Raw genomic sequence first — 24,274 nt, forward strand, 5'->3', positions numbered from 1 at the left:
TGATGCTCGTGGCATGACGAAAAAGAGCGTTCCGATCACCGTCTTCGCTCGTACGACGTCCAGCCCCGCCCACACCCACCGGATCATCGTGCCGATCGATCTCCCCCAGGTGTTCAAGCCGTGGGGACCGTTCCCCGGCGTCGCGGAGGTGCGCGGCCAGACCGGTACCTGGGACCGGCCGGGGACCTCGCGTCAGACCTGGTTCACCGACGGCTCCAAGGCCGACGAGCGGCTCACCGAGGTCGTGGACGGACACGGGTTCGCCTACGAGCTCAGCGGCTTCACCAACGTGCTGGCCAAGCTGGTCTCCGGGGTGCGTGGCGAGTGGTCGTTCCTCCCCGACGGCACCGGCACGTCGATCCGGTGGACCTACGACTTCCAGCCGCTGCCTGGCCGCCGCTGGATCGTCGCCGGGCCGTTCAATCCGCTCTGGACCCGCTACATGCGCGCCGCGCTCGCTCGGATGGTGACCGTGGTGCAGGACACGCCCGGTGCGATCATGGAGGAGTGAGCGACCTGAGCTTCGGTGCCCTGGTGCGCGGCTGGCGAGACCGCCTCGACCCGGCTGATGCCGGCTACGCCCGGTCAGCTCGTCGGCGCGCCCCCGGCCTGCGCCGCGAGGAACTCGCCGAGCTCGCCGGTCTTTCCCACGAGTACGTGCTGCGGCTGGAGCAGAGCCGGGCCACCAACCCGTCCGTCCAGGTGGTCTCGGCCCTGGCCCGCGCGCTGCGGCTCTCCCCTGCCGAACGCGACCAGCTCTTCCGTGCTGCGGGCCTGCTCGCGCCCCGCGACCAGACCATCGGCACCCACGTGCCGCCGAGCATCCGCCGCCTCGTCGACCGCCTCGGCGATCTCCCGATCGGCGTGTTCGCCGCTGATTGGAGCCTGCTGTGGTGGAACGACATGTGGACGGCTTTGCACGGCGATCCGTCCGGCCTGCCGCCCGCCGAACGCAACCTCGCCCGCGCCCTCTTCGGCACGGGCGAGGGCCGCTGGCACCTGCGCCCGGTCACCTCGACAGCCGGACCGTACGCTTTCGAGACCGCGATCGTCGCGGACCTGCGCGAAGCGGCCTCCCGCTACCCGGCCGACCCGGAACTGGCGGCGCTCGTGGACGGCTTGCGGGCGGCCTCGCCCTTCTTCGGTGAGCTGTGGCCGGTGGCGGGCATGGGACAGCTCACCGGCGATCTCAAGACGATCAGCCATCCCGAGCTGGGTGACGTCACTCTGGACTGCGACGTGCTGACCGTGCCCGGCGTCGACCTGCGCATCGTCACCTACACGGCAGCCCTGGGAACCAGCGGCGCCGACCAGCTCGACCTCCTGCGTGCGTCCCGGCTCAGCGAGGCTCGCTGACGACCGAGCCGCTCGTGGACCGGGCCGGCAACACCAGTTCGTTCAACAGCACCGGCACCGAGAGCGGAGCGGAGGCGTGGTCCCCCACGCAGGCTGAAGGCCATCGCAGGTGTTGAGCGTGGTGCCCTCCCACCGGTCGTTCAGGTCGAATACTCCGCGCACGGATGCGATGACTGCTTCAACAGCCTTGGCCTCAAGATCGACGGTTGGGTGCTGAACGGTGCCGCGCTCATGCCGACGACAGAGCGTTGTCGCGTGACGACGTGGACCAGTCGGCTCGGATGGAGCGGCAGCGGTCAGATGTCCGTGATGGGAGGAGGATCATCGAGCGGAGAAAGGTCGATTACGACTCTTCCCGCAGTCCATGCGGCGGCAGCGGACGCAAGCTCGCTCCACTGCGCGCGGGTCAGGTGCTGCGCGTCCACCAGGTGCCGCTTGCGCGAGCCCTCGCCGTTGCTCGTCGTCGCGTACAGAGCGAGAGCGGCATCATACGTACCCGAATCGAGGTACGCCTTGTAGATCTGCTTCCACTCGAATCCGACGTACTCACGCCAGGCGCTGCCTTGTTGGCTGTGCACCACCAGCCCATTGCCGTTCACCGTGACTCGCACCCGACGTCCGACCACGATGAACTCCGTGACAGGCGGCACCGGCCGTCGCGCCCTCGGCGGAGATGAAGACCGCTCAGTCGGAGAACGCTTCATGGCGACCCCAGGAGTCACGGATGTCCGCTGACGAATGCCAGGGGCCTTCCCGCCCAGTCGACGTCGAGCGAGTAGCAGCGCACTCAACAACGCCAGCACGACTCCGACGGCGATCACCACCAGCCACATGGAGCTCATGCACCACAGCATGGCCCGGCAATCCGAGATCCGAGTCGCGCCACGGGGCCCGACACCCGGATGGCGCAGATGTCGACACTCGTCGAGCACCGCCCCGAACTGCGGACACCAGTTCCTCCACGACCAGGACACACGAACGCACTGTCATGCCGCTGATCGCACAGCGACCAACGCGCGCTCATGACACCCTTGGCCTCGAACGAGTCGTCTGGCTCCACGCGACAGAGTGTTCTGGGCCCACTTGGCGATCATTGGTGTGGTGCGAACGAGTGGATTGGTCCCAGCAGGCGCGTCTGCATGCCGGGAGGCGAGGGCCGCGAGACGGTTATCGACGGACGGCGACGATGAACAGCCGGTCGGCGGTCTTCCGTCCGGCTCCGGGGCCGATCTCGATGTCGTGGAAACCTGCCGTGGACAGACGTTGACGGAGTTCTGCCGTGCTCCAGGGACGCATCATGAAGTCGTAGCTCGACCTTTGCTGAGGCTCGTCTTGTGCAAGAAGGTCGTACTGCTCGTGGACATGCAGCAGTCCTGCCTGCCATGTGACGGTGCTGGTGAAGGTCAGCTGTTTTCCCGGGCCGAGTTCCACTGTCCGTTCACGGGGCGTCCCGTCTGCGCGTTCCCGGGACCCGTGCTCGTCGCGGACGTCGAGTATCAACAGACCGCGCTCCTGCAGACTGCTCGCGAGCGAGACGAGAACCGCGTCGCGTTCGGCATCGGTGATCATGTCGTTCAGCACGCCGCGGCAGGTCACCGCCTGGTATGGCGATACGACGTCAAGCGAGCACAGGTCGGCCTGGTAGCGCCGTGCTGCGGGACACCGTTTCGCCGCCTGGTCCAGGAGTGTGCCGGCTGCATCGGCGAGGTCGACGTGGTGGCCTTTGGCAGCGAGGGCGGCGGCATGCCGGCCGGTCCCGCAGCCTGCGTCCAGAACTGACGCCGCGTGATGTCCGGTTCGCACGAGCACGTCGTGGACCGCGTCGACCCAGGGCTCCACCGGATCCGTGATGAGCAGGTCGTAGGCCGCGGCATGATCGGCGTAGAACGGTCGGGACTGGCTCACCTGCGCGGAGTGTGATGTCACGGTAGACATCCTGCCCAAGCCGCGGACTTCCAGGGCGTCAGGCTGTGTTGGATTTCAGTGCTCTGGTGTGGGCGAGGCGGTAGGAGTCGCCTCCGGTCTCGATGATGTTGCCGCCGAAGGTGAGGCGGTCCACGACGGCCGCGCAGAACCGGGGGTCGGTGAAGGTCAACCGGGGATCGGTGAAGGTCTTGGTCCACGAGGAGAACGACTCGTTGGAGGCGATCGCCACGCTGTTCTTTTCCTCGCGCTCGGTCAAGACTTGGAACAGCAGTTCGGCCCCGCGCCGGTCCAGCTCCACATAGCCCAACTCATCAATACAGAGAAGATCGACCCGTCCGCAGCGGGCGAGGCGGTGCTGACTGCAGAACGTCGCGTAGTCGATGGTCGGTGATCATGCGGGCGTAGACGACGTTGGACAGGCCGCGCTTGAGAGCGCGCATCGCCTCCATCGAGGTCTTCCCGTCGGCTTTCCTTCTGTTGTAGCAGGCGCGGCCTGCGGTGGGGGTTGCGGAGCTGGACCACGGCCATGATGTGCAGGACCCGGTTGGCGCGGCGGGTCCCCGCGCGGGAGAGCCGGTGCCGGACCTGGTCCCGGAGGAGGCGTCCAGCGGTGCGTTGCCGTTCCAGGAGGCGAACCGGTTTTGGGTCGTGAACCGGCCGATGTCGCCGACATCGGCCAACAGCCGGGCCGCGCCGGACGGTCCGACGTCGTGCAGCTGCGGCAGGTCGAGCCGCGGGCCGCGACCAGGTCCCGGGGTTCCGCGTCCGCGGTGTGCTGCTCGATCTCGACGGTTCGCAGGCGGTGGAGTTCGCCGAGGACGACGTCGCGGACACGGCCGACCTGGCGTGCCCGGTGCGCGGCTACTGCTCCGGTCGCCTGGAGGTCCAGGTGGGTGTCCGCGACGGCGAACCGCTCGTGCTGCGGGTCAGGGACGGCGAACTCGGGTTCCAGAGGTCGGTGCTGCGGGCTTGGCGCAGGCTGCGCGTCGAGTGGGCGCTCGGCGACGGACCACGTGGTGGGACCGGGGTGGCTGTCGGTGCGTTGAGATCACGGGCACGTGCCGGTGATCGTTCCGTGGCCGGGACGAGTCGCCGTCACCGGTCGGCGAGTGGCGCTCGTTCCGCGTGGATCGTCGTGCGCATCTGTCGTGCTCGGGTGGTGCTCACCGGCCGGGTCAGCCCGGTGCGTGATCGGACGCGGCGGCGCGGCGGGTCGACGTGATGTGGGAGTCGATGTACCGGGTGAGGATCACCGGGTCCTCGGGGGCGTCGGCGTGGAAGGTGTTACGTCGGAGGAGGCCGACGTTGTCCAGTGCGACGCCTTCGCGGGCGAGGACGAAGACGAGGGCGAGGAAGGCGGCTCGGGCGTTGCCGTCGTCGAAGGGGTGGAAGAAGCAGACGTCCAGGTAGGCGCGTGCTGCGCGAGCGGTCAAGGCGAGGGGCCGTTCGGTGTCCTGTGCGCTCTGGGCCAGGCAGGCGTCGAGGCGGGTGCGGGTGGTGGGGTCGATGCCGTAGCGCTCCCGGCCCCTTTTGGCGAAGGCGGGCGAGGTGCGGAACGGGGGCGGTTGTGGCGTGCCCAGGACATGCTGTTGCCAGCCGCGAAGCAAGGGGAAGTCGAGTGAGGCGCCGCGTCGCGCGTCGGCCCGTACCAGTCCAATGGCGGCGAGCATGCCTTCCGCGCGGGCGGGGTCCACGACGCCGTCGAAGGCGCGGATGTCCACCGCCGCGCCGTCGACGGCGGGGACCACCGGCCCGTCCGGGCCACTGCCCGTGGCCTGCGGCCAGGGCACGGCCTCGCGCACCGCGAGCCAGCGTTCCAGGTGGTCGGGCGCGGGTTCGGAGGGTGGTGGGTCGTCATCCGGTCGCAGTGACAGCGCGAACTTCTCCGCGACGTCGCCGACCAGCACCGCGTCGGGAGTGGTCCAGCTGTGGAACCGCCCGCCGATCGCCTGGTCGACCAGGTCCGGTGCGAGCTCGGGTGCGATGTCCCGGCGGCTGAGGTACCAGGTGAGGACCTGCCTGCAGTGCCGGTGCCAGCCGCTGCCGCAGCCGGTGCGGTCGACGATCTGGAGGATCAGGTTCCGGGCGGCGCACTCCCACAGGATCCGCTGGTCCTCGACATCCGCCGGCTCCAGCAGGTAGGCATCGAACCACCCGGCAAGGCTTTCCAGCCACCCGCGCCACTCGCACAGCGCCGCGGTGACCCGGGCCAGCGTTTCCTCCGGGGTGGTGATCGAGTGCTTCGGGCAGCACCAACTCTCCACCGGCCCGCCGTCGAAGTCCCCCTCGTCGTGCGCCCAGCGCCAGCCCAGCGCCCACAGGCCGTAGCGTTCGACGAGGGCGCGGGACATCGCGTCGGCCCAGAGGTTGCCCTCGCTGTAGGACCAGCCGCTCATCGCCGGATCAGGGGACGGGGCGCGAGGCACCCGCCGGGCCGGGCCGAGCGAGTTCACCACCCGCGCTGCCGAGAGGCGGTCGAACGGGTGGCGGGAAGGATCCACTTCGTCCCAGCTCAGAAAAACAGGAGCCAGATCACTGATCACCGCGCAATCCTGCACATCGCCCGTCACCCGTTCAACCGGATTGCCTCGGATCCGACAGCACGAAGCAGCACCCCCACCACCGGCACCGACACACAACTGCGGACACCACCACTTCGAGACCAATCGAACATCCGCTCATGACGTAGATTTATGTGGTGGCAACGCTTTCGTGGCCGAGCCAGACGGCGATGACGGTGATGTCGACGCCGGCGTGAGATCCAAGATCCTTCTCAGAGGTACACCCGGATCGGTTACCCAAGGGACAGCTGGTCGGGAAGTTCCTGGCCGATGCTGCGGTGCAGCCACGGCTTGTGCCCAGGCGGCGGGTACACGATGGGGAACTCAGCGAACCTGCGCAGCCGATCTTCCGCGCGTTCTGGGCATTGAAGGGCGTCCGAGATCTCCGACAGCCGGGACACGTCGTCCGAAGTGCGGTTCCGCAGGGCGAGCAGGTAGTTCCGTGTGGGCCGGCGGCCATCGGCGAGATAGGCAAGGACAGCGACACGCACGTCCAGTTCAGCCGCCACGCCCGGATGCCAGCAGTTGCCGTCCGCCACGCGATCACGAAGCCCGGTGAGCAGATCCAGGGCTTGGGCGTGCTGCCCGATACCGGCGTACGCGGCGGACAAGCCGATGAGCGCCCAGACTTCCCGATCGAGGTCTCCGGCCTTGCGCAACAGATCGGCGGCGGTCAGGAACAGCACGTCGTTGCTGCAACTGTCTCTCGGCAGGCCAGGATCTCCGTGAGCTCGGACCGCGCCTGGTCGTCGGCACCCACTTCGGCGCGGTTGCGAGCCCAGTTGTGCCACGCCATGAGGCTAAGAATGTGCTCCCGACCGTAGATCTCGTCAAAAACCTGATGCACTGCCGCGTTGTGCTGACTCGCTTCGTCCAACTTGGACTCGAATAGGACCGGCCGAGCACGAAACGTGCCTCCAGCGTGTCTTTGTGATCCTCCCCGCTCGTTCGCGCGCCGATCAGGCGTGTCTGCATGTGCACTTGGGGGATTTGAATGGCTTGCCGCAGCGACATCGCCCGCGGTCCTCACCGCGATCTCGCCGACCTCGGCCGCCGCACCCTGCTCACCGAGCCTCAATAGCGCCACGCGTAGATGTTCGGCACGTTCGTCCGAGCGGGACATAAGGACAACGCAAGGGGATAAGTACTACGCACCGCATCGGTGCCATATGGCATGAGGCACGAGTTGGTATTCGCCAGTTGGTAGACCACCCAGCCGTTCTGGCCCCATACGCTCCAGTACTGGTTCGCCGCATTGACATTGCAGTAAGCAAGGTAGGCCTCGTTCCATGACGCGTCATACGCGAGGCAGTGCTCCCTGGGATAGTCGGACCTACTCAGCATGATCATGCCGGCCATTGGCCCAGTCGGCACGACGTTCCACAACCACTGCTGGTGATAATTGCTACCACAGGGCGCAAGTCTTACGCCTTGCACGGCCGCCATACACCATCCCGGGTTCCCCACGTTTTCGTAGCGCACGATTCCGTCCGCGCGTGCCGGCGTCGCGCTCAACAAGACGCTCGCGATCAAAACGGTGATCGCGACGCCGAGACTCCCGAGCTTCCTTGTCCCGTTCATGAAAGCTCCAGGTTGGCCAGCGACCGGTGCGAGCCGGAGCAGGGCCACGGTCCGGCGACCAAAACGTCAGCGTGTGACGTGGCGTCGGCGGGCACGACCACAACGGAATTCGTCGTCACTGAAGCGAGCCCGAGACTCGCCGCGACCGGAATTCGTTTCACCATGAAATCCTTTCTGCACATTCGGACAAGTTTTCACCGGTTCGGCTTGAGGCCCGCGAACACGCGTTATCGGTCGTTCGGCTTCCCGGTGGTGGGCGCTCGGGCCGCTTCCTGGTCGGAACAACACCAGGGCCGTGCGTCACCGCCTGAACAATCGGCGCATTCGCGCAACGATCCCAGACGACTATCAACTTACTTGCTGCAAATAAGCTTGAGAACTGCAAAATCCGTCGACAGATATGCGGTAGCGCCCATACAGCCCGCCAACCGTCCCCTCCGCGCCGGAGCGAAAAGTGCCGGACCTAATAGTGACGCCAGTGTCGATGTCCCAGAATCGATACCGAACATACTCGATGCAAGGAAATACATGCCAGGGACGGGCCTCCCAGAACAATTTATGACTTGAGGGATCTGCGCTGATCACAGCGGTTTGACAGTAGTGCCCCCCGGTCGGGTACCTGAAAGAACAGTAAACCGAAGTGGCGGCACTTGCGGGAGTGGCGCTGACCATGAGTCCGGCCACGAGTACGGATACTACCGTCATCCCGGCGATTGCTCCGCGACGAGCGAATGACATTACCATTTCCTACCTCCGATTCAGGCAGACTCGATCAATATCGATCGAGCCTGCCATGGTTGGTTCTGATATTTTGCCCCGACAGGGCTTCGATCGGCATCGAAGTGGTTCCGCCCGCGCGGAGCTCACCGACAAGATCCACGCTCCCATTTCTTGAAGATCTCCAGCCTCGTCATGCGCCAGAACTTCGAGCGCCTTGGTGGACGGCTTCGCCGCAGCGATCCTGGCGATCGCCTCTTTCCCGAGTAGCCCCCAGCGGCGACCGCTGTACCGATCATCCTCAACCCGACCCCCACCCGAAATAAAGATCCCCCTACCTTGCGGCTCGCCGTAGCTTCGGGAGTTCCGGGCCAAGTACAACCGGCTCGCCGATGAGGACATCGGGCTCCACCAGCTCCGGCACACCCACGCCACCGAGCTGATCAACGGCGGGGTCAGCCTGCAGACGATCCGTAAGCGGCTCGGCCACCGAAAGATCCAAACCTCGCTCCGGTACGCCGAGCACTCCGACCGGGCCGCCGACGACGAACTACGCCGCTGGCTCCGACGTCGCTGACCGGCCGCATCGGGACAAGATCAAATACTTGTGGTGCTGGGACAGCTACACAAGCACGGGGCCTTGAGCGTTGAGTGCATGTAGTTCCCTCCTACGACGTTGGCCGTGACACCCACTTCCGGATGTCGGCTACCGGCGTGTTCCTACTGTGCGCCGCCGCCTCCGTGAATTTCCCGTGTTTTTCAACAATCTGCTGCTCAGGACTGGTATCACCTTGGTTGGATGTATGTGACACGGTCGCAGTTTGAAATCTTGGGAACCGGCGGATGGAATTTGTTCTTCTGGGTGGAATAGCGGTGCGCTCCGGTGGTGGCGCGCTCGATCTCGGGCCGGCGCGGCAGCGGTGCGTGCTGGCCGCGCTGGCGGTGGACGCGGGCCGGGTGGTGTCGGTGGACCGGCTGATCGACCGGGTCTGGGGCGAGAATCCACCGCTGCGGGCCAGGGCGACGTTGCTGAACTATCTGTCGCGGCTGCGGCTGCTGCTCGCGGATGCCGGCGGTGGATCGGCGACCGTGGTCCGGCGGCCTGGTGGCTACACGCTGCAGGCCGAGCGCTCCGCGGTCGACCTGTTGCGCTTCCACGACCTGTGCGACCGGGCCCGTGCCGTCGATGACGGACATGCGGTGGTGCTGCTGCAGCGGGCGCTGGAGCTGTGGCGGGGAGAAGCGCTGACCGGCGTGGACGGTGAGTGGGCCGAGGCCGAACGCGACCGGCTGCACCAACAGCGCTTGGAGGCCGAGTGCGACCTCACCGACGTCCTGCTGCGCCTGGGCCATGGCGAGGACCTGGTGGCCACTCTGACCACCCGCACCGCCCATTGGCCGCTGGACGAACGCGTCGCCGGCCAGCTCATGCTCGCCCTGCACCGCGCCGGCCGCACCGCTGACGCCCTGGCCCACTACCGGCACCTGCGCGACCGGCTGATCGAGCAACTGGGCACCGAGCCCGGCACCGCACTACAGGACATGCACCAGCGCATCCTCGCCAACGACCTCGCCCTCACCCCGCCCCCGGCAGCGATCAAGGGAGGGACAGGGGCGAAGATCGAGGGCCCGGTGCCCCGGCAATTGCCCGCGTCGCCACCGTGGTTCACCGGCCGCGACACCGAGCTGGCCCGCCTGGACGAGGCGCTGACCGCCGAACTGGATCAGAACCCGCTACCGTCCGGCACCGGTTCGGCGACACCGGCCGCCGCCACGGTAATGATCTCGGCGATCGGCGGAGCCGGCGGGATCGGCAAGACCTGGCTGGCCCTGGCATGGGCGCACCAGCACGCCGAGCAGTTCCCCGACGGGCAGCTGTTCGTGGACCTGCACGGGTACAGCCCCACCCAAGAGCCGACGGCCCCCGAGGTGGCGGTGCGCGGGTTCCTCGACGCCCTTGGGGTCGGTCCCGGCCGCATCCCGACCGACCTGGACGCGCAGGCCGCGCTGTACCGCAGCATGGTCGCCGACCGGCGGATGCTGATCGTGCTGGACAACGCCGCCACCGCCGAGCAGGTCGTCCCGCTGCTGCCGGGCAGCCCTGCCTGCACCGTGCTGGTCACCAGCCGCCTCCGACTGGCCTCGCTGATCGACCGGCACGGCACCCGCCACCTACAACTCGACGTCCTGAACCGCGTCGAGGCCTGTGCCCTGCTCGCCGCACGCCTGGGCACCGACCGCGTCGCCGCCGAACCCGACGCCGTCGATGAACTGATCGACCTGTGCGGGGGCTACCCGCTGGCGCTGTCGATCACCGCCCGCGACGCCACCACCCGCCCCGGCCTCCCGCTGGCCGAGGCGGCCGCCGAGCTGCGCGAGCTGGGGCTGGAGATGCTCGACCACGACACCGACCCCGCCGCCAGCCTGCCCGCCGTCCTGTCCTGGTCCCTGCGCCGACTCACTGACACCGAGCGCACCGTGTTCGCGCTGCTGGGCATCGCACCCGGTCCCGACACCACCCTGCCAGCTGTGGTCGCCCTCACCGGCCTGTCCTCGGCTCGCGCACGCAAGGCGTTATCGGCGTTGGAGGAGGCATCCTTGGTCGAACGGCGACCGGGCGGCCGGTACGCGATGCACGACCTGGTCCGCGCCTACGCCGCCACAACAGCACACGACATGCCCGACGACGTGAGGGACACAGCTCTGGTGCGGGTGATGGACTTCTACCTGCACACCGCCCACATTGCCGACCGCATCCTGGAACCTCACCGCCAACTCGTGCGACCAGATCCGCCCGCGCCCGGCGTCCAGCCACTCCCGCTGCCCGACGCCGTGGCTGCGACGGCATGGCTGGAGGCCGAGCACCCCACCCTCCTCGCCACCCAGCGCGCCGCCGTCGTCCTCGGCCGCGACCACGTCGTCTGGCACCTCGCCCAAGCCCTGGACATCTTTCACCTCCGGAGGGGGCACCGGCGCGACGCACTCGCCACATGGCAGGCCGCGCTGAACGCAGCCGTCCACCTGCCCGACCCCGCCACCCACAGTCGCGCCCACCGACACGTCGGACGCACTTATTCCCTGCTGGGCTTGCACGAGGAAGCCACCGGGCACCTGGACCGGGCTCTCGCCCTGGCGATGCACCATCACGACGCCGCTGAACAGGCACACACCCACCAGACGTTCGCGCTTACCTGGGAGCTGCGCGGGGACGACCGACGCGCACTGAAGCACGCTCGACACGCCCTTGATCTCTACCGCACCCTCGACCAGCCGGCGTGGGAAGCCAACATGCTCAACGCGGTGGGCTGGTTCGCCGCACGCCTGGGTGACTTCGATACCGCCCGCGATCACTGCTGCGCCGCCCTCACCCTGCAGCGTCACCACCACTACCTCGAAGGCGAGGCGGGCACCCTGGACAGCCTCGGGTTCATCGCCCACCGCACCGGTGATCACCGGCAGGCCGTCGACCACTACCGCCAGGCCCTCACCCTGCGCCGCGCTCTCGGAGACGCCTACCAGGTCCCGGACACCCTCAACAACCTCGGCCATCTTCACGCCGCTCTCGGACAACACGACCAGGCCAGCAAGGCATGGCAGGAGGCACTGGAGCTGTATCGGGAACAAGGCCGCGATGACGCCTCCGCACGGGTGCAACGACAACTCGACGACCTCGCCCTGGCAACGGAGCCGAACAGGCTTCCCAACGCGGACGACAACAACACGCAGAACGCCTGACCCTCGGCAGATGCCCGAACACGGGATCTCCACGTAGTACACCGAACCGCGGTACTGCGCGGGCGCGCCGGCCGTGCCGCACTGGTTGTAGTTCCTGCTGCTCTGGATCTTCCATCAGCATGTCGTGCCGGCTCAGCCCAGCACGCCAACATGCGCAGCGCCTCGTCGGATGGCGAGCCGGGCTCGGCGTGGTAGACCGTCAGTGCCTGGTCAAGGTCGCTATCGTGCGGCTCACGCCTGGCTGGCCTGTCGCCACCACCTGCCATGGCAGCTGGAGAAGTTCCTCGCGGAGGCGCATCAAAACGGTGTGCTCCTGGTCAGCACCCATAGAGCCTCCTTGGGGCCCGACATCAAATGCCCCCAGAATGTCCTCGAAGTCCACAAAGGACAGAAAGAACACAGCAATTCCCATGATCTCGCGGCGAATTGAGTCAAGCTTGCCACGGGCCAGAATCGCTGCGCCCTTCAACAACTCGGCGCGGCAACCTCCACAACTCGGCAAGGGTCAGGCAGCCAAGACCAGCCAACCGGCTCGAACTCGACAATGGCCGCCGACGCTACACAGCGCGACCGATCGTTTCCGCTTGGGTGAGTTCTGATCCTCAGCGCCGCCTGCGCACGGTGGAGGCACGCACCACCAGCTCCGGTTCGAACAGCACCTGGCGGTGCTGGTGGTCCGGGTGGCCATCGGCTTCTTCGAGCGTCAGCTGCGCGGCGGTGCGGCCGAGCAGTTCACGCGGCTGCCGCACGGACGTGAGGGGCACCGCGGCGGCCGCGGCGAACTCGATGTCGTCGTAGCCGACGACCGCCAGGTCGGCGGGCACGTCGAGGCCCTGCTGCGTCATCGACTGCAGCAGTCCCAGTGCCAGCAGGTCGTTGGCGCAGAACGCCGCCGTCGGCCTGCGGGCGGCAGGCAGGCCCGTCAGCCGGTCTCCCGCGCCGCGGCCTTCGGCGACGTTGAGATCTTTGGTTTCGAGGACGGTGAGGTCCTCATCGGACCGACCGGCTCGCCTCAGTGCGCGCAAGGCTCCCTCGTGCCGGTCGCGCACCTGTTGGATCGAGAACGGGCCGCCGACCATCGCGATCCGGGTGTGCCCGGCTTCCAGCAGGTGTGTGACGGCCAGGTCGCCGCCCAGCACGTCGTCGACCGAGACCGAGCACTTGGTGCCGTCGCTGTCCTTGCGGTCGAGCAGCACGACCGAGGTGCCCTTGTCGACGAGCGCGCGGAACTCCGGCCGGTCCGGCTCGATCGGAGTGATCAGGATGCCTTCGACGCGTTGTTCGTGCAGGAGCGCCAGGTACTCGCGCTCACGGCTCGGGTCGCCCGCGCTGTTGCACAGGTACAGGACCATGCCCGCCTTGCGCGCCACCTCCTCCACGCCCCGCGCCACGTCGGTGAAGAACGGGTTGGACGCGTCCAGCACCACATAGGCGAGCACCCGGCTGCGGCCCGCGCGCAGCTGGCGCGCCGACTCGTTGCGGACGAAGCCGAGCTCCGACATCACCGCGAGCACCCGTCGCCGGGTCTCGACGGCGACCACGTCGGGCCGGTTCAGCACGTTGGACACCGTGGCGATGGAGACGCCCGCTCGCTGGGCGACCTCACGGATACCGACTGTTGGTTTCACATGACTCCCTCTGTTCAACTGTGTTGAAACGTATCAATGTCACCCCTACCTGCACAGACCGGCATGGCTGCACTCATGCCTTGACAACGCGGACAGGAGTCCCGCTATGCTCGCCCCAGTCGCTTGAAACGTTTCAAGTCGACGATCTCTGGGGGGAGAATCATGAAGCTGACGCATGCCCGCACTCGCGGCGAAGGATCCCGGCGTGCCCGAAGATTGACGTTGCTGGCGGTCGGCGCGCTGCTGCTGGCCTCGATCACGGCACCAGGCGCCACCGCCCTGCCCGCGGAGTCTCCTGCCGCGTCGGATCCCAACAACTTCGCTCCGGCATCACGCACGCTGAAGCCGGTCTCGGTGCACAAGACGAGCGGCACCGTCACCGCGCCGGGCAACCTCGTCACCGGCGGTTCGGCCCGGTTGTCCGGCAGGAACTCCTACGTCGTGCTGGACTTCGGCAAGGAGGTCGGCGGCCTGGTCACCCTGCGGTTCGCCGGTGCGAGCGGCACCGGCAGGCAGGTCGGCCTCGCGTTCTCCGAGATGGCGGCGTACGTCGGCACGGAGAGCGACTCCAGCAGCAAACTCGGTGGCCAGGACGGCGCGATCTACGCCACTGTCAACGGTTCCGGCACGTACACGATGCCCAAGGCGAAACTGCGTGGCGGATTCCGTTACCTGACCCTGTTCCTCGGCGGCGACGGCTGGGTCGACATCGACGACGTGACACTGCAGTTCACGCCGGACCCCGACCGCGCGAACCTCCGCGACTACCCGAACTACTTCCGTTCCAACGACGATCTGCTCAACAAGCTCTGGTACGCCGGCGCCTACACCGTGCAGACCAACACCATCGCACCCGACACCGGGCGCTCCGAGAACGTCCAGAGCCCCGGCTGGCAGAACTCCGCCGTCATCGGCCCCGGCACCAGCGTGCTGACCGACGGGGCGAAACGCGACCGCACGGTGTGGCCCGGTGATCTCGGTGTCGCGCTCCCCACCGCGTACGCGTCGCTCAACGACACGAAGTCCTCGCGCAACGCACTCGATGCGCTGTACGGGATACAGCGGGCGGACGGCATGTTCTCGTACGCCGGGCCGGAGATCGGCACGGTGCGGGACGCCTACGTCTCCGACACCTATCACCTGTGGACGCTGGTGGGCACCGGGCTGTACCACCGCTACACCGACGACACCGCCTGGCTGCGGTCGATCTGGGCGAAGTACACCAAAGCGATGGCCTACAGCCTGGCGAAGGTCGACAACACCGGACTGCTGAACGTCTCCGCACACGCCGACTGGGGCCGCACGACGGGCAACGGGCACAAGATCTCGGCGAACGCGCTGCTGTACGGGGCACTCACCACCGGCGCGAAGCTCGCTGACGCACAGGGCGACACGGTGCAGGCGAACACATGGCGGCAGCGGGCAGCCTCCGTGAAGACCGCGGCCAACGCGAAGCTGTGGAACCCGGCGACCAACCTGTACCGCGACACTCCCGAGACCGATCTGTACCCGCAGGATGGCAACTCGATGGCCGTCTGGTTCGGACTCACCGACACCACCGCGAAGAACGCCTCGGTCGCCAGGACGCTCTCCGCCAACTGGACCGACATCGGCGCGGTCACGCCCGAGCTCCCCGGCCTGGTCGGCACGTTCACCGGTTCAATGGAACTCACCGCGCACCTCGTGGCGAACAACGACACCGACGCGCTGGCGTTGATGCGGCGCGAGTGGGGCTTCATGCTCAACTCCCCGAACGGGACCAACAGCACGTTCTGGGAAAGCTTCAACCACGACGGAACCCCGTACTACAACAACTCGTTCGTGAGCGCCGCGCACGGCTGGTCCGCCGGCCCGACCAACGCACTGACGTTCTACGTGCTGGGACTGAACCCCGGTGACGCCACGCACTACGACTTCGTGCCGCACCTCGGCGACCTGACCCACGTGGAAGGCAACATCACCACGCCGAAGGGCGCGGTGAAGGGCACCTGGGACTACACGCCGGGCACGTTCACCTCGAAGCTCACCGCTCCGACCGGCACCACGGGACGAATCGGTGTCCCCACCTACGGTTCCTCCTCGGTGAAGGTCACGGTGAACGGCTCCACCGTGTGGAGTGACGGCAAGTTCCAGGCAGGCGCGGGCATCTCCGGCGCCTCGACCGACGGCAGCTACATCTATCTCACCGGCGCCGGTGGCGGCACCTACGCCGTCACCGCGACCGGAGTCGTGAAGCCCGGCTCCTTCGACGTCGCCGTGCTGCCCGGCCAGCTGCCGTCCGGCTACACGCTGTGCGCGACCGAAGGCCAGACCTGCACCCCGAACGGCACGCAGGTGCTCGCGTTCGGCGCGGGCAACTACGAGTACAAGACCATCAACGGCCCGACCAGGTGCGACGTCCCGGCGTTCGGGAAGGATCCGGCACCCAGCGTGCTCAAGTCCTGTTACCTCGCCCCCGCGGGCGGCCCGTCCGGTGCCGCGAAGTGTGCCAACGAGGGTGATGTGTGCCGAGTGGACGGCAAGCACACGGTCGCATTCGGCGCGAACGGCGCGTTCCGCTTCATGACGGTCAACGGCACCGCCAAGTGCACCGCCACCGCGTTCGGCTCCGATCCCCTGCAGGACGCCACGAAGTCCTGCTACGTGCTGCCGGACGCTCCGGCCGGCGTGTGGGAGAAGTGCGGGGACGAGAGTTCCTCGTGCCCGGTCGCGGGCACGCTCGCCTTCGGCGCCAACGGCGCGTACTGGACGGCGGAGTCGGGCGGCACGGCGAAGTGCGGATCCGGGACGTTCGGCGTCGACCCGGTCTACGGCGTGGCGAAGTCCTGCTACGCCTGGAAGGGCAAGCCCTCCGGCTTCACGAGGGAATGCGCGGCAGAGAACGGAAACTGCTCCTTCACCGGCACCCAGACCGTGGCCTACGGCCGCAACGGGTCCTATGTGTACAAGACCTTCACCACCCCGACGCCCTGCACCACCGAGGCGTTCGGCGTCGACCCGGTGTTCGACGTCGCGAAGTCCTGCTACCTGGTCAGCTGACCCGCAGCAGTCGGGTGTGGACGGCCCGTCCGTCCACACCCTCTCTTCGGCCGCTTGATTGAAACGTTTCAAGCCGCCTTCTTCCTGTCACCAAGCACGAGAGGTGTGTTCACCATGTCCAAAAACCGTTCACCACGCCGCAGCACCGCCGCCATCGCACTCGCGTTCGCCGCCGTGGCAGGCATCCCGTTCGCTCCCGCCGCCCACGCGGCCAACCCGCCGCACGTCCAGTGCCGCGCCGGTGGCCCGACCGACCAGGACCGCTCGCTCGCCTCGGCACTCGCGGGCCGGATGACCCACTACCTCAGGGGTGAGCTCGACGCCGAGCGGATCTCGTGCGCCAGAGCGATCTACGACAACACGCTCGCGAAGGGCTACCCCAGCCACGCCGCGTTGATCGAGATCGACGCGGCGATCACGGAGGCACGGCTGCTCAACCAGACCGGCGGTCACTCGAGCAGCGTGGGCCTGTTCCAGATGCTCGACGACAAGGGCTCGTTCGAGCAGCGCACCAACGTCCCGTTCGAGGTCAACTGGTTCCTCAACACGATGAACCACATCTATCCCCGCGGCTCGTGGCTCAACAAGCCGATCTGGGAGGTCGCGCAGGGAGTCGAACGGTCGGCGTTCCCCGAGCGCTACCAACCGAACGCGGCCGACGCGAAGACGATCCTCGACGGGATCATGGGGCAGAGCTCGTCCAATCGGGCGTACCCGCTCTACCACGAGACCCGTGACGGCACGAACGGCGCCTGGAGCGGTTTCAAGGCGATCGGAGGCTTCGCCGGCGCGCCGAACTTCGAGGCGTACAAGGTCGCGACGGCGGGCTTCGCCGACGGTTCCGCGCAGTACGTGGCGAATGGCACCGACCGGTTCCTCTACCACAACATCCGCAACGCGGACAGTTCGTGGCAGGGCTGGAACCGCGTGCCCGGCAACGCCGGCGAGGCGCAGTTCCAGGCGAGCACCATGACCGTCGCCGCGACGCCGAACGGTGAGCTGCACGTGTTCGCCATCGGCAACGACGGCCTGATGTACCACACCGTCCGCAACGCCGACGGTTCGTGGCAGAGCTGGAACGCCATGCCCGGCGCCGGAACCATGTTCTTCCAGGCCCGCGCGCTCACCGCCACCGGCATGCCCGACAACACCGTCCAGGTCGTCGCCAACGGCCCCGACAAGATCCTCTACCACAGCGTCCGCAAGGTGGACGGAACCTGGCAGAACTGGGGAGCCCTGCCGGGCAGGGCGAGCTCCGGGAACTTCCAGGCCGCCGAGGTCGCCATCGCGGGCCACGCCAACGGCAGCGCACAGCTCGTCGCCACCGGCAACGACGGCCTGATCTACCACACCATCCGCAACGCCAACGGATCGTGGGACGGCTGGAACGCGGTGCAGGGAGCCGACGGCGCGCCGAACTTCCAGGCCTCCGCGCTCGCCATCGCCGCCAACGCGGACGGCGGCACCCAGTTCACCGCGGTCGGCAACAACGGCCTCGTCTACCACGCCATCCGCAGGGCCGACGCGACCTGGCAGAGCTGGATCCGCGTCGCCGGTGCCGGCAGCGCGGGCGAGATGTCCGCCAGCACCCTCGCCATGACCTCCCGCCCCGGCACCAACGACGTCCAGCTCACCGCCACCGGCAACAAGTAATCCACGAAACCACTTGGGGGAAAGATCATGAACACGACACTGCTCAGGGCCAAGCGCAGTGCGATCGGCCTGCTCGCCGGACTCGCCGCACTGGCGGGAACGCTCAGCGGCGCCGCACCCGCGTACGCCACCACCGGTGGCGACATCGCGAACATCGCGGACGACCACATCGGCAAGGGCTGCGCCGGCAACGCCTGGAAGTGCAGCCCCGGCGCGTGGTGCGCGGACTTCGCCGGCTGGGTCTGGCGTCAGGCGGGCGTCACCGGCACCAACAAGATCGACAGCCGCGCGGCGAGCTTCGTGTGGTACGGCGACGCGCACGGTACGAGGACGAACACTCCGAACGTCGGCGACGCCATCGTCTACAAGTACGACGGGTCGAGCTGGGCCGAGCACGTCAACCTCGTCTACGAAACGCGTGCGGACGGCATGATCCGCACCATCGGCGGCAACGAGAGCGACCGGGTCACCCTCTCCGGCTGGCACCGGCCGGAGAACTTCCAAGGTCCGATCGTCATCGTGAGGCCTGCCGGGCTGAGCCAGCCTCCCGTCGCGTCGCACAATCCGCTCTACCACGAGACCCGTGACGGCGCGACCGGCGCCTGGAGCGGTTTCAAGGCGATCGGAGGCTTCGCCGGCGCACCGAACTTCGCCGCGAGCAGGGTCGCGACGGCGGGCTTCGCCAATGGTTCCGAGCACTACACCGCCATCGGCACCGACAACGTGCTCTACCACACCATCCGCAACGCCGACGGTTCGTGGCAGGGCTGGAACCGCATGCCCGGCAACGCCGGCGAGGCAAGGTTCCAGGCGAGCAACGTCACCCTCGCCGCGACGCCGAACGGTGAGCTGCACGTGTTCGCCATCGGCAACGACGGCCTGATGTACCACACCATCCGCAACGCCGACGGTTCCTGGCAGGAGTGGAATGCCATGCCAGGAGCGGGAACCAGGTTCTTCCAGGCACGGTCGTTCACCGCCACCGGCATGCCCGACAACACCGTGCAGATCGTCGCGAACGGCCCTGACAAGATCCTCTACCACAGCATCCGCAACGCGGACGGCTCCTGGCAGAACTGGGGCGCGCTGGCAGGCAGGGCGGGCTCCTCGAACTTCCAGGCCTCCGAGGTCGCCATCGCAGGCCACGCCAACGGTTCCGTCCAGCTCGTCGCCACCGGCAACGACGGCCTGATCTACCACACCATCCGAGGCGCCAACGGATCGTGGGACGGCTGGAACGCCGTGCAGGGCGTCGGCACCGCGCCGAACTTCCAGGCTTCCGCACTCGCCATCGCCGCCAACGCCAACGGAGACACCCAGATCGCCGCCGTCGGCAACAACGGCCTCGTCCACCACAACATCCGCAAGGCCGACACGAGCTGGCAGGGCTGGTTCCGCGTCGGCGGTCCGAACGGCGCCGCCGAGATGTCCGCCAGCACCCTCGCCATGACCTCACGCCCCGGCGGCAACGACATCCAGCTCGTCGCCACCGGCAACAAGTAGTACCGCGACGAGATCCCCGGCGACCGCGCCGGGGATCTCGTCGTGCTCGGCTGTCAGGATCCTCCGTAGCGGCGGTTGGTGAGCCCGTTGAGCAGAGCGGCGAACACCAGGACCGCACCGAGCGCGAGCAGCTGGTACTGCGCGCCTTCGTTGCCGGGGAACGCGAGCAGGATGCCCGCGTTGAGCCACACGACGAGCAGGGTGGCGAGCACGACCCCGGAGACCTTGCCGATGCCGCCGGTGATCGCGACGCCGCCGAGCACCGCGATGGTGATGGCGGGCAACGCCATGCCATTGCCGGACACCCCCGCGTCCGGCCGTGCCGACGCGAACTGCGCCACCGTGACGACGGCGACCAGCCCGGCGATCAGTCCCGCGTAGACGTACGCCTTGAATCGCGTGTCGCGCACCGGCTGGCCCGACCAGTACGCGGCCACGTCGTTGGTGCCGATCGCATGCAGGCGGCGGCCGTAAGCGGTGCGGTCCAACAGAAACCAAACGACGAGCACGGTGGGCAGCAGGAAGGTGAAGAGGCCCAGCGGGAAGTCCGGGATGTTCGCACCGATCACGGGCAGCTCGACGGAGTCGCTGAGCGAGTAGAGGTCCTGGATCGGACGGGTGCTGATCGGCTGCTGGTCGTTGCTCACGATGGCGAGCGACTTGTACCCGTAGTAGGTGGCGAGTGTCGCGATCAGCGCCGGGAAACCGAGGAAGGACACCAGGAATCCGTTGACCGCCCCGCACAGTGCGCCGAACGCGGCCGTCAGGGGTATCGCGAGCCACAGCGGCCAGCCCCATTCGCCGTACGCGAAGCCGAACACCATGCTCGCGAGCGACACGGTCGCGCCGACGGACAGGTCGATGCCGCCTCGGCCGGAGAGCACCACGAGCAGTTCGGCCAGGCCGAGCATGGCGAGCGGCACCGCGTTGATCAGGGCGGCGGCCAGGTAGTCGGAGTCGTAAGGCGCGGAGAGGTAATCGCCCGCGTCCTGCACGAGGAACGTGGCCACCACGACCACGATCAGCACAGCGAGCAACGTGGCCCGCTGGGTCAGCAGCGCCTTCACCGCGCCCTCCTCGCCCGCGCGCGCAGCAGGTCCGCACCGACCGCGACGATGATGAACACGCCCACGAACAGGTCGGCGAGCTGCGACTTCCAGCCGAGCTGCGTGACGCCGGAGGTGACGGTCTGCACCAGCACCGCACCGAGCAGGGTGCCGAGCACCGAGCCGCGGCCGCCCATGATCGAGGTACCGCCGATCACGACGGCGGCGATCACCGCGAGCTCCTTGCCCGAGCCGACCGACTGGTCGAGTGTCGACGTGCCCTGCGCGATCACGAAGCAGGACGCGAGGCCGACCAGCACCCCCGTGACCAGGTAGGCGAGCAGTACGCGCCGCCGCACCCGGACGCCCGCGAGCTCGGCGGCCGTGGCGTCGCCACCGATCGCGTAGAAGTGCCTGCCGCCCGCGGTGTGCCTCAGATACCACCACGCGAACGCGGTCACCAGCACGGTGACGAGGAACGCGTGCGGCACGCCGAACGTGCGGCCGTCCTGGCCGCGGCCGAAGAACCCGAGGGTGGCCGGGATGCCGTTGACCGTGCTGGAGCCGAAGATCCGCAGACCCGCGAACAGGAACAGGTTCGCGGTGCCGAAGGTGATGATGATCGCGTGCACCCGGCCGTAGGCGATGAGCAGCCCGTTGATCAGGCCGAGCAGCGCGCCCGTCACCGCGGACAGCAGCACGGCAACCGGCAGGACGAGTCCACTGTGGACGAGCATCGTGGCGGTGACGACGGAGCAGACCATGATCGCGGCGCCTGCCGACACGTCGATGCCACCGGTGATGATCACGATCGTCATGCCGACCCCGGCCAAGGCGATCGGCGCGGTGGCCACCAGCAGCGGCTGGATCGAGGCGGGAGTCAGGAACGCGGGCGTGGCGAACGCCAGCGCCGCCCAGAGCACGGCGATGACACCCGCCAGCACGATCTCCTGCCCGGACACCGCGGCCGGGAGCGTCCTGCCGGCGCTCACGCGACCGCCCCTGCCGCCGCCGCGAGCACGTCGACCTGGCTCGCGTCCGGCCCGAACTCGGCTGTGGTGGTGCCACCTCGCACCACCTGGACGCGGTCGGCGACCCGCAGGGCCTCTGGCAGGTCGGATGTCACGACGAGCACCGCGGTGCCCTGCTCGGCGAGTTCCGTGATGATCCGATGGATCTCCTCCTTGGCACCGACGTCGACCCCCTGCGTCGGTTCGGCGAGGATCAGCACCTCCGGCCGCGCCACGAGCTGGCGGGCGAGCACGACCTTCTGCGCGTTGCCGCCGGACAGGGCGCTGACCGGCCGGCGTTCGTGCGGCGTGCGCACGGAGAGCCTGCCGACCAGGTCTCGCGCGACCGCCCGCTCCCTGGCCCGGTCGAGCAGGAAACCGAAACGGGACAACAGCTTCAACTGGCCCGCCGAGATGTTGAAGGCGATCGACTGGAAGCTGAACACGCCTTCCGCCTTGCGGTTGGCCGGCAGCATGGCGATGCCGAGCCGTTGCGCGTCCCTCGGCGACTTCGGAGCAATCCGTGTGCCGTTGAAAAGCAGGTCGCCGGACGTGGCGCGCTCGATGCCGTACACGCAGGCGGCGATCTCCGCGACACCGCTGCCGACCAGCCCGTACAGCGCGACGATCTCGCCACGCCGCACGGAGACGCCGACGTCGTGGAACCGGCCGGACCTGGTGAGTCCGCGCAGTTCCAGCACGGTCGGACCGGCAGGCACCTCCCGTTCCGGGCGGGCGTCGGACAGGACGTCGCCGACCATCAGCTCGGCGATGCCCAGAACCGTGAGCTCGCCGATCGGGTGCGTGCCGATCGTCCGCCCATCGCGCATCACCGTGACCTCGTCGGCGATGCGGAACAGCTCATCGAGCCGGTGCGAGATGTAGACGACCGCGACACCCGCCGCGGTGAGCCTGCGGATGACGCCGAACAGCACGTCGATCTCGGCGTCGGTGAGGATGGCGGACGGTTCGTCGAAAACGAGAACCCGCGCGTCACCGGCCAGTGCCCTCGCGATCGAGACCTGCTGCTGCTCGGCGATGGACAACGAGCTCACCGCCGCCGTCGCGCACCGGGTGGGCAGGCCGATCAGTTCGAGCAGCTCGACGACCTTCGTGTGCTGCGCCCGCCAGTCCACCCTGCCGCGCCTGCGCAGCTCGCGGCCGATGAAGACGTTCTCCGCCACCGTGAGTTCACCGAACAGCTGCGGTTCCTGGTAGACGGTGGCGATGCCGAGCTCGAGCGCCGCCACCGCGGAGCCGATGACGGTCTCGGTGCCGTTGAACTCGATCGTCCCCGCGTCGGCGCGTTCGGCACCTGCCAGGATCTTGATCAGGGTCGACTTGCCCGCGCCGTTCTCCCCCACCAACGCGTGCACGCGCCCGGCGTGCACGGTCAGGCTCGCCTCACGCAGCGCGCGCACCGCACCGAAGCTCTTGGAGATGCCGGACAGGCACAGCAGTTCGGTCATCAGTAGTTGAACTTGTCGACGTTGTCGGTGGTGATCGTGAGCGCCGGGCCGAGCAGCAGCGTCTTGCTGTTCGCGTCGTAGACGACGGCGGGCAGTGCGGCGTTCACGTTGTTGCTGGCGTTGAACTGCTTGCCACCCGCCAGCTGCGCGCCGGCCCACGCCGTCAGGTAGCCGAGGTTCTCGACGTCCCACAGGATCGACGCGGACGACGACCTGTCCGCGAGGTAGGGCTTGATCGCCTGCGGCGTGCCGAGTCCGACGGTGAACACCTTGCCGATCTTGCCCGCGTCCCGCACCGCCTGCGCGACACCGGGTGCCGACGACGTGCACTCCCCCACCAGCCCGGTGAGGTCCGGGTGCGCGTTCATCAGGTCAGTCGCCATCTGAGTCGCCTTGGCCTGGTCCTCACCCGCGTAGACGACGTCCACGATCTCCGCCTGCGGGTACTTCTCCTTCGTGTAGGCCCGCTGCACCTTGATCCACGAGTTCAGGTTCTCCGCCGTCTGTCCACAGGAGACGATCGCGTACTTGCCCTTGCCACCCATGGCTTTCATCAGCGCGTCGGTGAGCCCGTGTCCGATGCTCTCGACGGAGGCCTGGTTGACGAACGCCTCCCGCACCGAACCGGGCGCGTCGGTGTCGGCGGTGGCGACGTGGATGCCCGCGGCCTTGGCCTGCTGGAGCAGCGGCGCCATCGAGTCCGGATCGTTGGGCGCCACCACGAGCACGTCGACCTTCTGCTGGATGTAGGAGCGGACGATGTCGGCCTGCGCGGCCGCGTCCGCCTGTGCCGGCCCCTGGTAGAGCCACTGAACGTTGCCCAGCTCGGCCGCCGCCTTCTTCCCTCCCGCGTTCATCGCCTCGAAATAGGGGATGCCCTGCAGCTTCGGCACGAACGCGATCTTGTAACCGGTGCCCCCGTCACCGGCAGCGGCGTCGTTCTTCTTGGTGCATCCGGTCATCGCCAGCACGATCGCTGACACGACGACCACGGCTGCGGTGATTCTGCGCATGTGCGGTCTCCTGATCGTCGGGTTCACAGCAGGCGCC

Annotated in this window: 19 protein-coding genes and 1 pseudogene; 8 read left to right on the forward strand and 12 right to left on the reverse strand. The window is 67.9% G+C overall.

Going from position 1 to position 24,274, the window contains the following annotated elements; translation table 11 throughout:
- The first annotated feature begins 13 nt into the window (after window positions 1-13).
- Together ACWGE0_RS26030 and ACWGE0_RS26035 are read left to right on the forward strand one after the other, a co-directional pair.
- Window positions 14-511 carry an SRPBCC family protein gene (locus tag ACWGE0_RS26030; protein WP_452263508.1) on the forward strand — a complete coding sequence of 166 codons (498 nt, stop codon included), beginning with the start codon at window positions 14-16 and terminating at the stop codon, window positions 509-511.
- The gene (locus tag ACWGE0_RS26035; protein WP_452263509.1) at window positions 508-1,356 is read left to right on the forward strand and encodes a helix-turn-helix domain-containing protein; all 849 of its coding nucleotides are present in this window, start codon (window positions 508-510) and stop codon (window positions 1,354-1,356) included. The genes ACWGE0_RS26030 and ACWGE0_RS26035 overlap by 4 nt, the downstream gene beginning before the upstream one ends.
- Before the next feature lie 296 nt (window positions 1,357-1,652).
- On the opposite strand, the gene ACWGE0_RS26040 is transcribed toward ACWGE0_RS26035, so the two are convergent.
- The 4 genes and pseudogenes from ACWGE0_RS26040 to ACWGE0_RS26055 all read right to left on the reverse strand — a co-directional run bounded on the left by ACWGE0_RS26040 (window position 1,653) and on the right by ACWGE0_RS26055 (window position 3,962).
- Window positions 1,653-2,198, reverse strand: a complete 546-nt coding sequence (locus tag ACWGE0_RS26040) for a hypothetical protein (protein WP_452263510.1) — start codon at window positions 2,196-2,198, stop codon at window positions 1,653-1,655.
- Window positions 2,199-2,523: 325 nt separating this feature from the next.
- The gene (locus tag ACWGE0_RS26045) at window positions 2,524-3,261 is read right to left on the reverse strand and encodes a class I SAM-dependent DNA methyltransferase (RefSeq protein WP_452263511.1); all 738 of its coding nucleotides are present in this window, start codon (window positions 3,259-3,261) and stop codon (window positions 2,524-2,526) included.
- Between the two features lie 58 nt (window positions 3,262-3,319).
- Window positions 3,320-3,631, reverse strand: a pseudogene (locus ACWGE0_RS26050) (ATP-binding protein); the annotation flags it as partial.
- The gene (locus ACWGE0_RS26055) at window positions 3,594-3,962 is read right to left on the reverse strand and encodes a transposase (protein WP_452263512.1); all 369 of its coding nucleotides are present in this window, start codon (window positions 3,960-3,962) and stop codon (window positions 3,594-3,596) included. The gene ACWGE0_RS26055 and the pseudogene ACWGE0_RS26050, both read right to left, overlap by 38 nt.
- A gap of 92 nt (window positions 3,963-4,054) precedes the next feature.
- Between ACWGE0_RS26055 and ACWGE0_RS26060 the strand changes: the two genes are divergently transcribed.
- Window positions 4,055-4,504, forward strand: coding sequence for a hypothetical protein (locus ACWGE0_RS26060; RefSeq protein WP_452263513.1), 450 nt, complete (start codon window positions 4,055-4,057; stop codon window positions 4,502-4,504).
- Here ACWGE0_RS26060 and ACWGE0_RS26065 read toward each other — a convergent pair.
- From ACWGE0_RS26065 to ACWGE0_RS26075, 3 genes are all read right to left on the reverse strand, one after another.
- A complete protein-coding gene (locus ACWGE0_RS26065; RefSeq protein ID WP_452263514.1) occupies window positions 4,458-5,825 on the reverse strand; it encodes a Fic family protein in 1,368 nt (455 codons plus the stop codon). The two genes, ACWGE0_RS26060 and ACWGE0_RS26065, sit on opposite strands and share 47 nt — an antisense overlap.
- Window positions 5,826-6,076: 251 nt before the next feature.
- The gene (locus ACWGE0_RS26070; RefSeq protein ID WP_452263515.1) at window positions 6,077-6,529 is read right to left on the reverse strand and encodes a hypothetical protein; all 453 of its coding nucleotides are present in this window, start codon (window positions 6,527-6,529) and stop codon (window positions 6,077-6,079) included.
- Window positions 6,530-6,917: 388 nt separating this feature from the next.
- Window positions 6,918-7,424, reverse strand: coding sequence for a hypothetical protein (locus ACWGE0_RS26075; RefSeq protein WP_452263516.1), 507 nt, complete (start codon window positions 7,422-7,424; stop codon window positions 6,918-6,920).
- A gap of 1,117 nt (window positions 7,425-8,541) precedes the next feature.
- On the opposite strand from ACWGE0_RS26075, the gene ACWGE0_RS26080 reads away from it, so the two are divergent.
- Window positions 8,542-8,718, forward strand: a complete 177-nt coding sequence (locus tag ACWGE0_RS26080; protein WP_452263536.1) for a tyrosine-type recombinase/integrase — start codon at window positions 8,542-8,544, stop codon at window positions 8,716-8,718.
- A gap of 266 nt (window positions 8,719-8,984) precedes the next feature.
- Complete coding sequence (locus ACWGE0_RS26085) at window positions 8,985-11,876, forward strand: BTAD domain-containing putative transcriptional regulator (protein ID WP_452263517.1); 2,892 nt, start codon at window positions 8,985-8,987, stop codon at window positions 11,874-11,876.
- Window positions 11,877-12,478: 602 nt separating this feature from the next.
- On the opposite strand, the gene ACWGE0_RS26090 is transcribed toward ACWGE0_RS26085, so the two are convergent.
- Window positions 12,479-13,504 (reverse strand): LacI family DNA-binding transcriptional regulator, encoded by a 1,026-nt coding sequence (locus ACWGE0_RS26090; RefSeq protein ID WP_452263518.1) that lies wholly within the window; start codon window positions 13,502-13,504, stop codon window positions 12,479-12,481.
- Between the two features lie 162 nt (window positions 13,505-13,666).
- Here ACWGE0_RS26090 and ACWGE0_RS26095 point away from each other — a divergent pair, with 162 nt between their 5' ends.
- The 3 genes from ACWGE0_RS26095 (at window position 13,667) to ACWGE0_RS26105 (ending at window position 19,699) form a co-directional block, all read left to right on the forward strand.
- Window positions 13,667-16,543, forward strand: a complete 2,877-nt coding sequence (locus ACWGE0_RS26095) for an alpha-L-rhamnosidase-related protein (RefSeq protein WP_452263519.1) — start codon at window positions 13,667-13,669, stop codon at window positions 16,541-16,543.
- Window positions 16,544-16,657: 114 nt separating this feature from the next.
- Window positions 16,658-18,196 (forward strand): hypothetical protein, encoded by a 1,539-nt coding sequence (locus ACWGE0_RS26100; RefSeq protein WP_452263520.1) that lies wholly within the window; start codon window positions 16,658-16,660, stop codon window positions 18,194-18,196.
- Between the two features lie 27 nt (window positions 18,197-18,223).
- On the forward strand, window positions 18,224-19,699 hold the full coding sequence (locus ACWGE0_RS26105) for a CHAP domain-containing protein (protein ID WP_452263521.1): 1,476 nt from the start codon (window positions 18,224-18,226) through the stop codon (window positions 19,697-19,699).
- Between the two features lie 53 nt (window positions 19,700-19,752).
- On the opposite strand, the gene ACWGE0_RS26110 is transcribed toward ACWGE0_RS26105, so the two are convergent.
- Genes ACWGE0_RS26110 through ACWGE0_RS26125 form a run of 4 tightly spaced genes read right to left on the reverse strand, consistent with a single transcriptional unit; the run spans window position 19,753 to window position 24,237 of the window.
- Window positions 19,753-20,766, reverse strand: coding sequence for an ABC transporter permease (locus tag ACWGE0_RS26110; protein WP_452263522.1), 1,014 nt, complete (start codon window positions 20,764-20,766; stop codon window positions 19,753-19,755).
- Complete coding sequence (locus tag ACWGE0_RS26115) at window positions 20,763-21,737, reverse strand: ABC transporter permease (RefSeq protein WP_452263523.1); 975 nt, start codon at window positions 21,735-21,737, stop codon at window positions 20,763-20,765. The genes ACWGE0_RS26110 and ACWGE0_RS26115 overlap by 4 nt, the downstream gene beginning before the upstream one ends.
- Window positions 21,734-23,224 carry a sugar ABC transporter ATP-binding protein gene (locus ACWGE0_RS26120; RefSeq protein ID WP_452263524.1) on the reverse strand — a complete coding sequence of 497 codons (1,491 nt, stop codon included), beginning with the start codon at window positions 23,222-23,224 and terminating at the stop codon, window positions 21,734-21,736. Before ACWGE0_RS26120 ends, ACWGE0_RS26115 begins: the two co-directional genes overlap by 4 nt.
- Complete coding sequence (locus ACWGE0_RS26125; protein ID WP_452263525.1) at window positions 23,224-24,237, reverse strand: autoinducer 2 ABC transporter substrate-binding protein; 1,014 nt, start codon at window positions 24,235-24,237, stop codon at window positions 23,224-23,226. Before ACWGE0_RS26125 ends, ACWGE0_RS26120 begins: the two co-directional genes overlap by 1 nt.
- Window positions 24,238-24,274 lie beyond the last annotated feature (37 nt).

Source organism: Lentzea sp. NPDC054927, from assembly GCF_053610285.1.

Excerpts from the sequence above, each read along its gene's own strand:
- ACWGE0_RS26030 (WP_452263508.1), top strand. The coding sequence starts at position 14 with ATGACGAAAAAGAGCGTTCCGATCACCGTCTTCGCTCGTACGACGTCC.
- ACWGE0_RS26040 (WP_452263510.1), bottom strand. The coding sequence starts at position 2,198 with ATGAGCTCCATGTGGCTGGTGGTGATCGCCGTCGGAGTCGTGCTGGCG.
- ACWGE0_RS26075 (WP_452263516.1), bottom strand. The coding sequence starts at position 7,424 with ATGAACGGGACAAGGAAGCTCGGGAGTCTCGGCGTCGCGATCACCGTT.
- ACWGE0_RS26085 (WP_452263517.1), top strand. The coding sequence starts at position 8,985 with ATGGAATTTGTTCTTCTGGGTGGAATAGCGGTGCGCTCCGGTGGTGGC.
- ACWGE0_RS26095 (WP_452263519.1), top strand. The coding sequence starts at position 13,667 with ATGAAGCTGACGCATGCCCGCACTCGCGGCGAAGGATCCCGGCGTGCC.
- ACWGE0_RS26100 (WP_452263520.1), top strand. The coding sequence starts at position 16,658 with ATGTCCAAAAACCGTTCACCACGCCGCAGCACCGCCGCCATCGCACTC.
- ACWGE0_RS26105 (WP_452263521.1), top strand. The coding sequence starts at position 18,224 with ATGAACACGACACTGCTCAGGGCCAAGCGCAGTGCGATCGGCCTGCTC.
- ACWGE0_RS26120 (WP_452263524.1), bottom strand. The coding sequence starts at position 23,224 with ATGACCGAACTGCTGTGCCTGTCCGGCATCTCCAAGAGCTTCGGTGCG.
- ACWGE0_RS26125 (WP_452263525.1), bottom strand. The coding sequence starts at position 24,237 with ATGCGCAGAATCACCGCAGCCGTGGTCGTCGTGTCAGCGATCGTGCTG.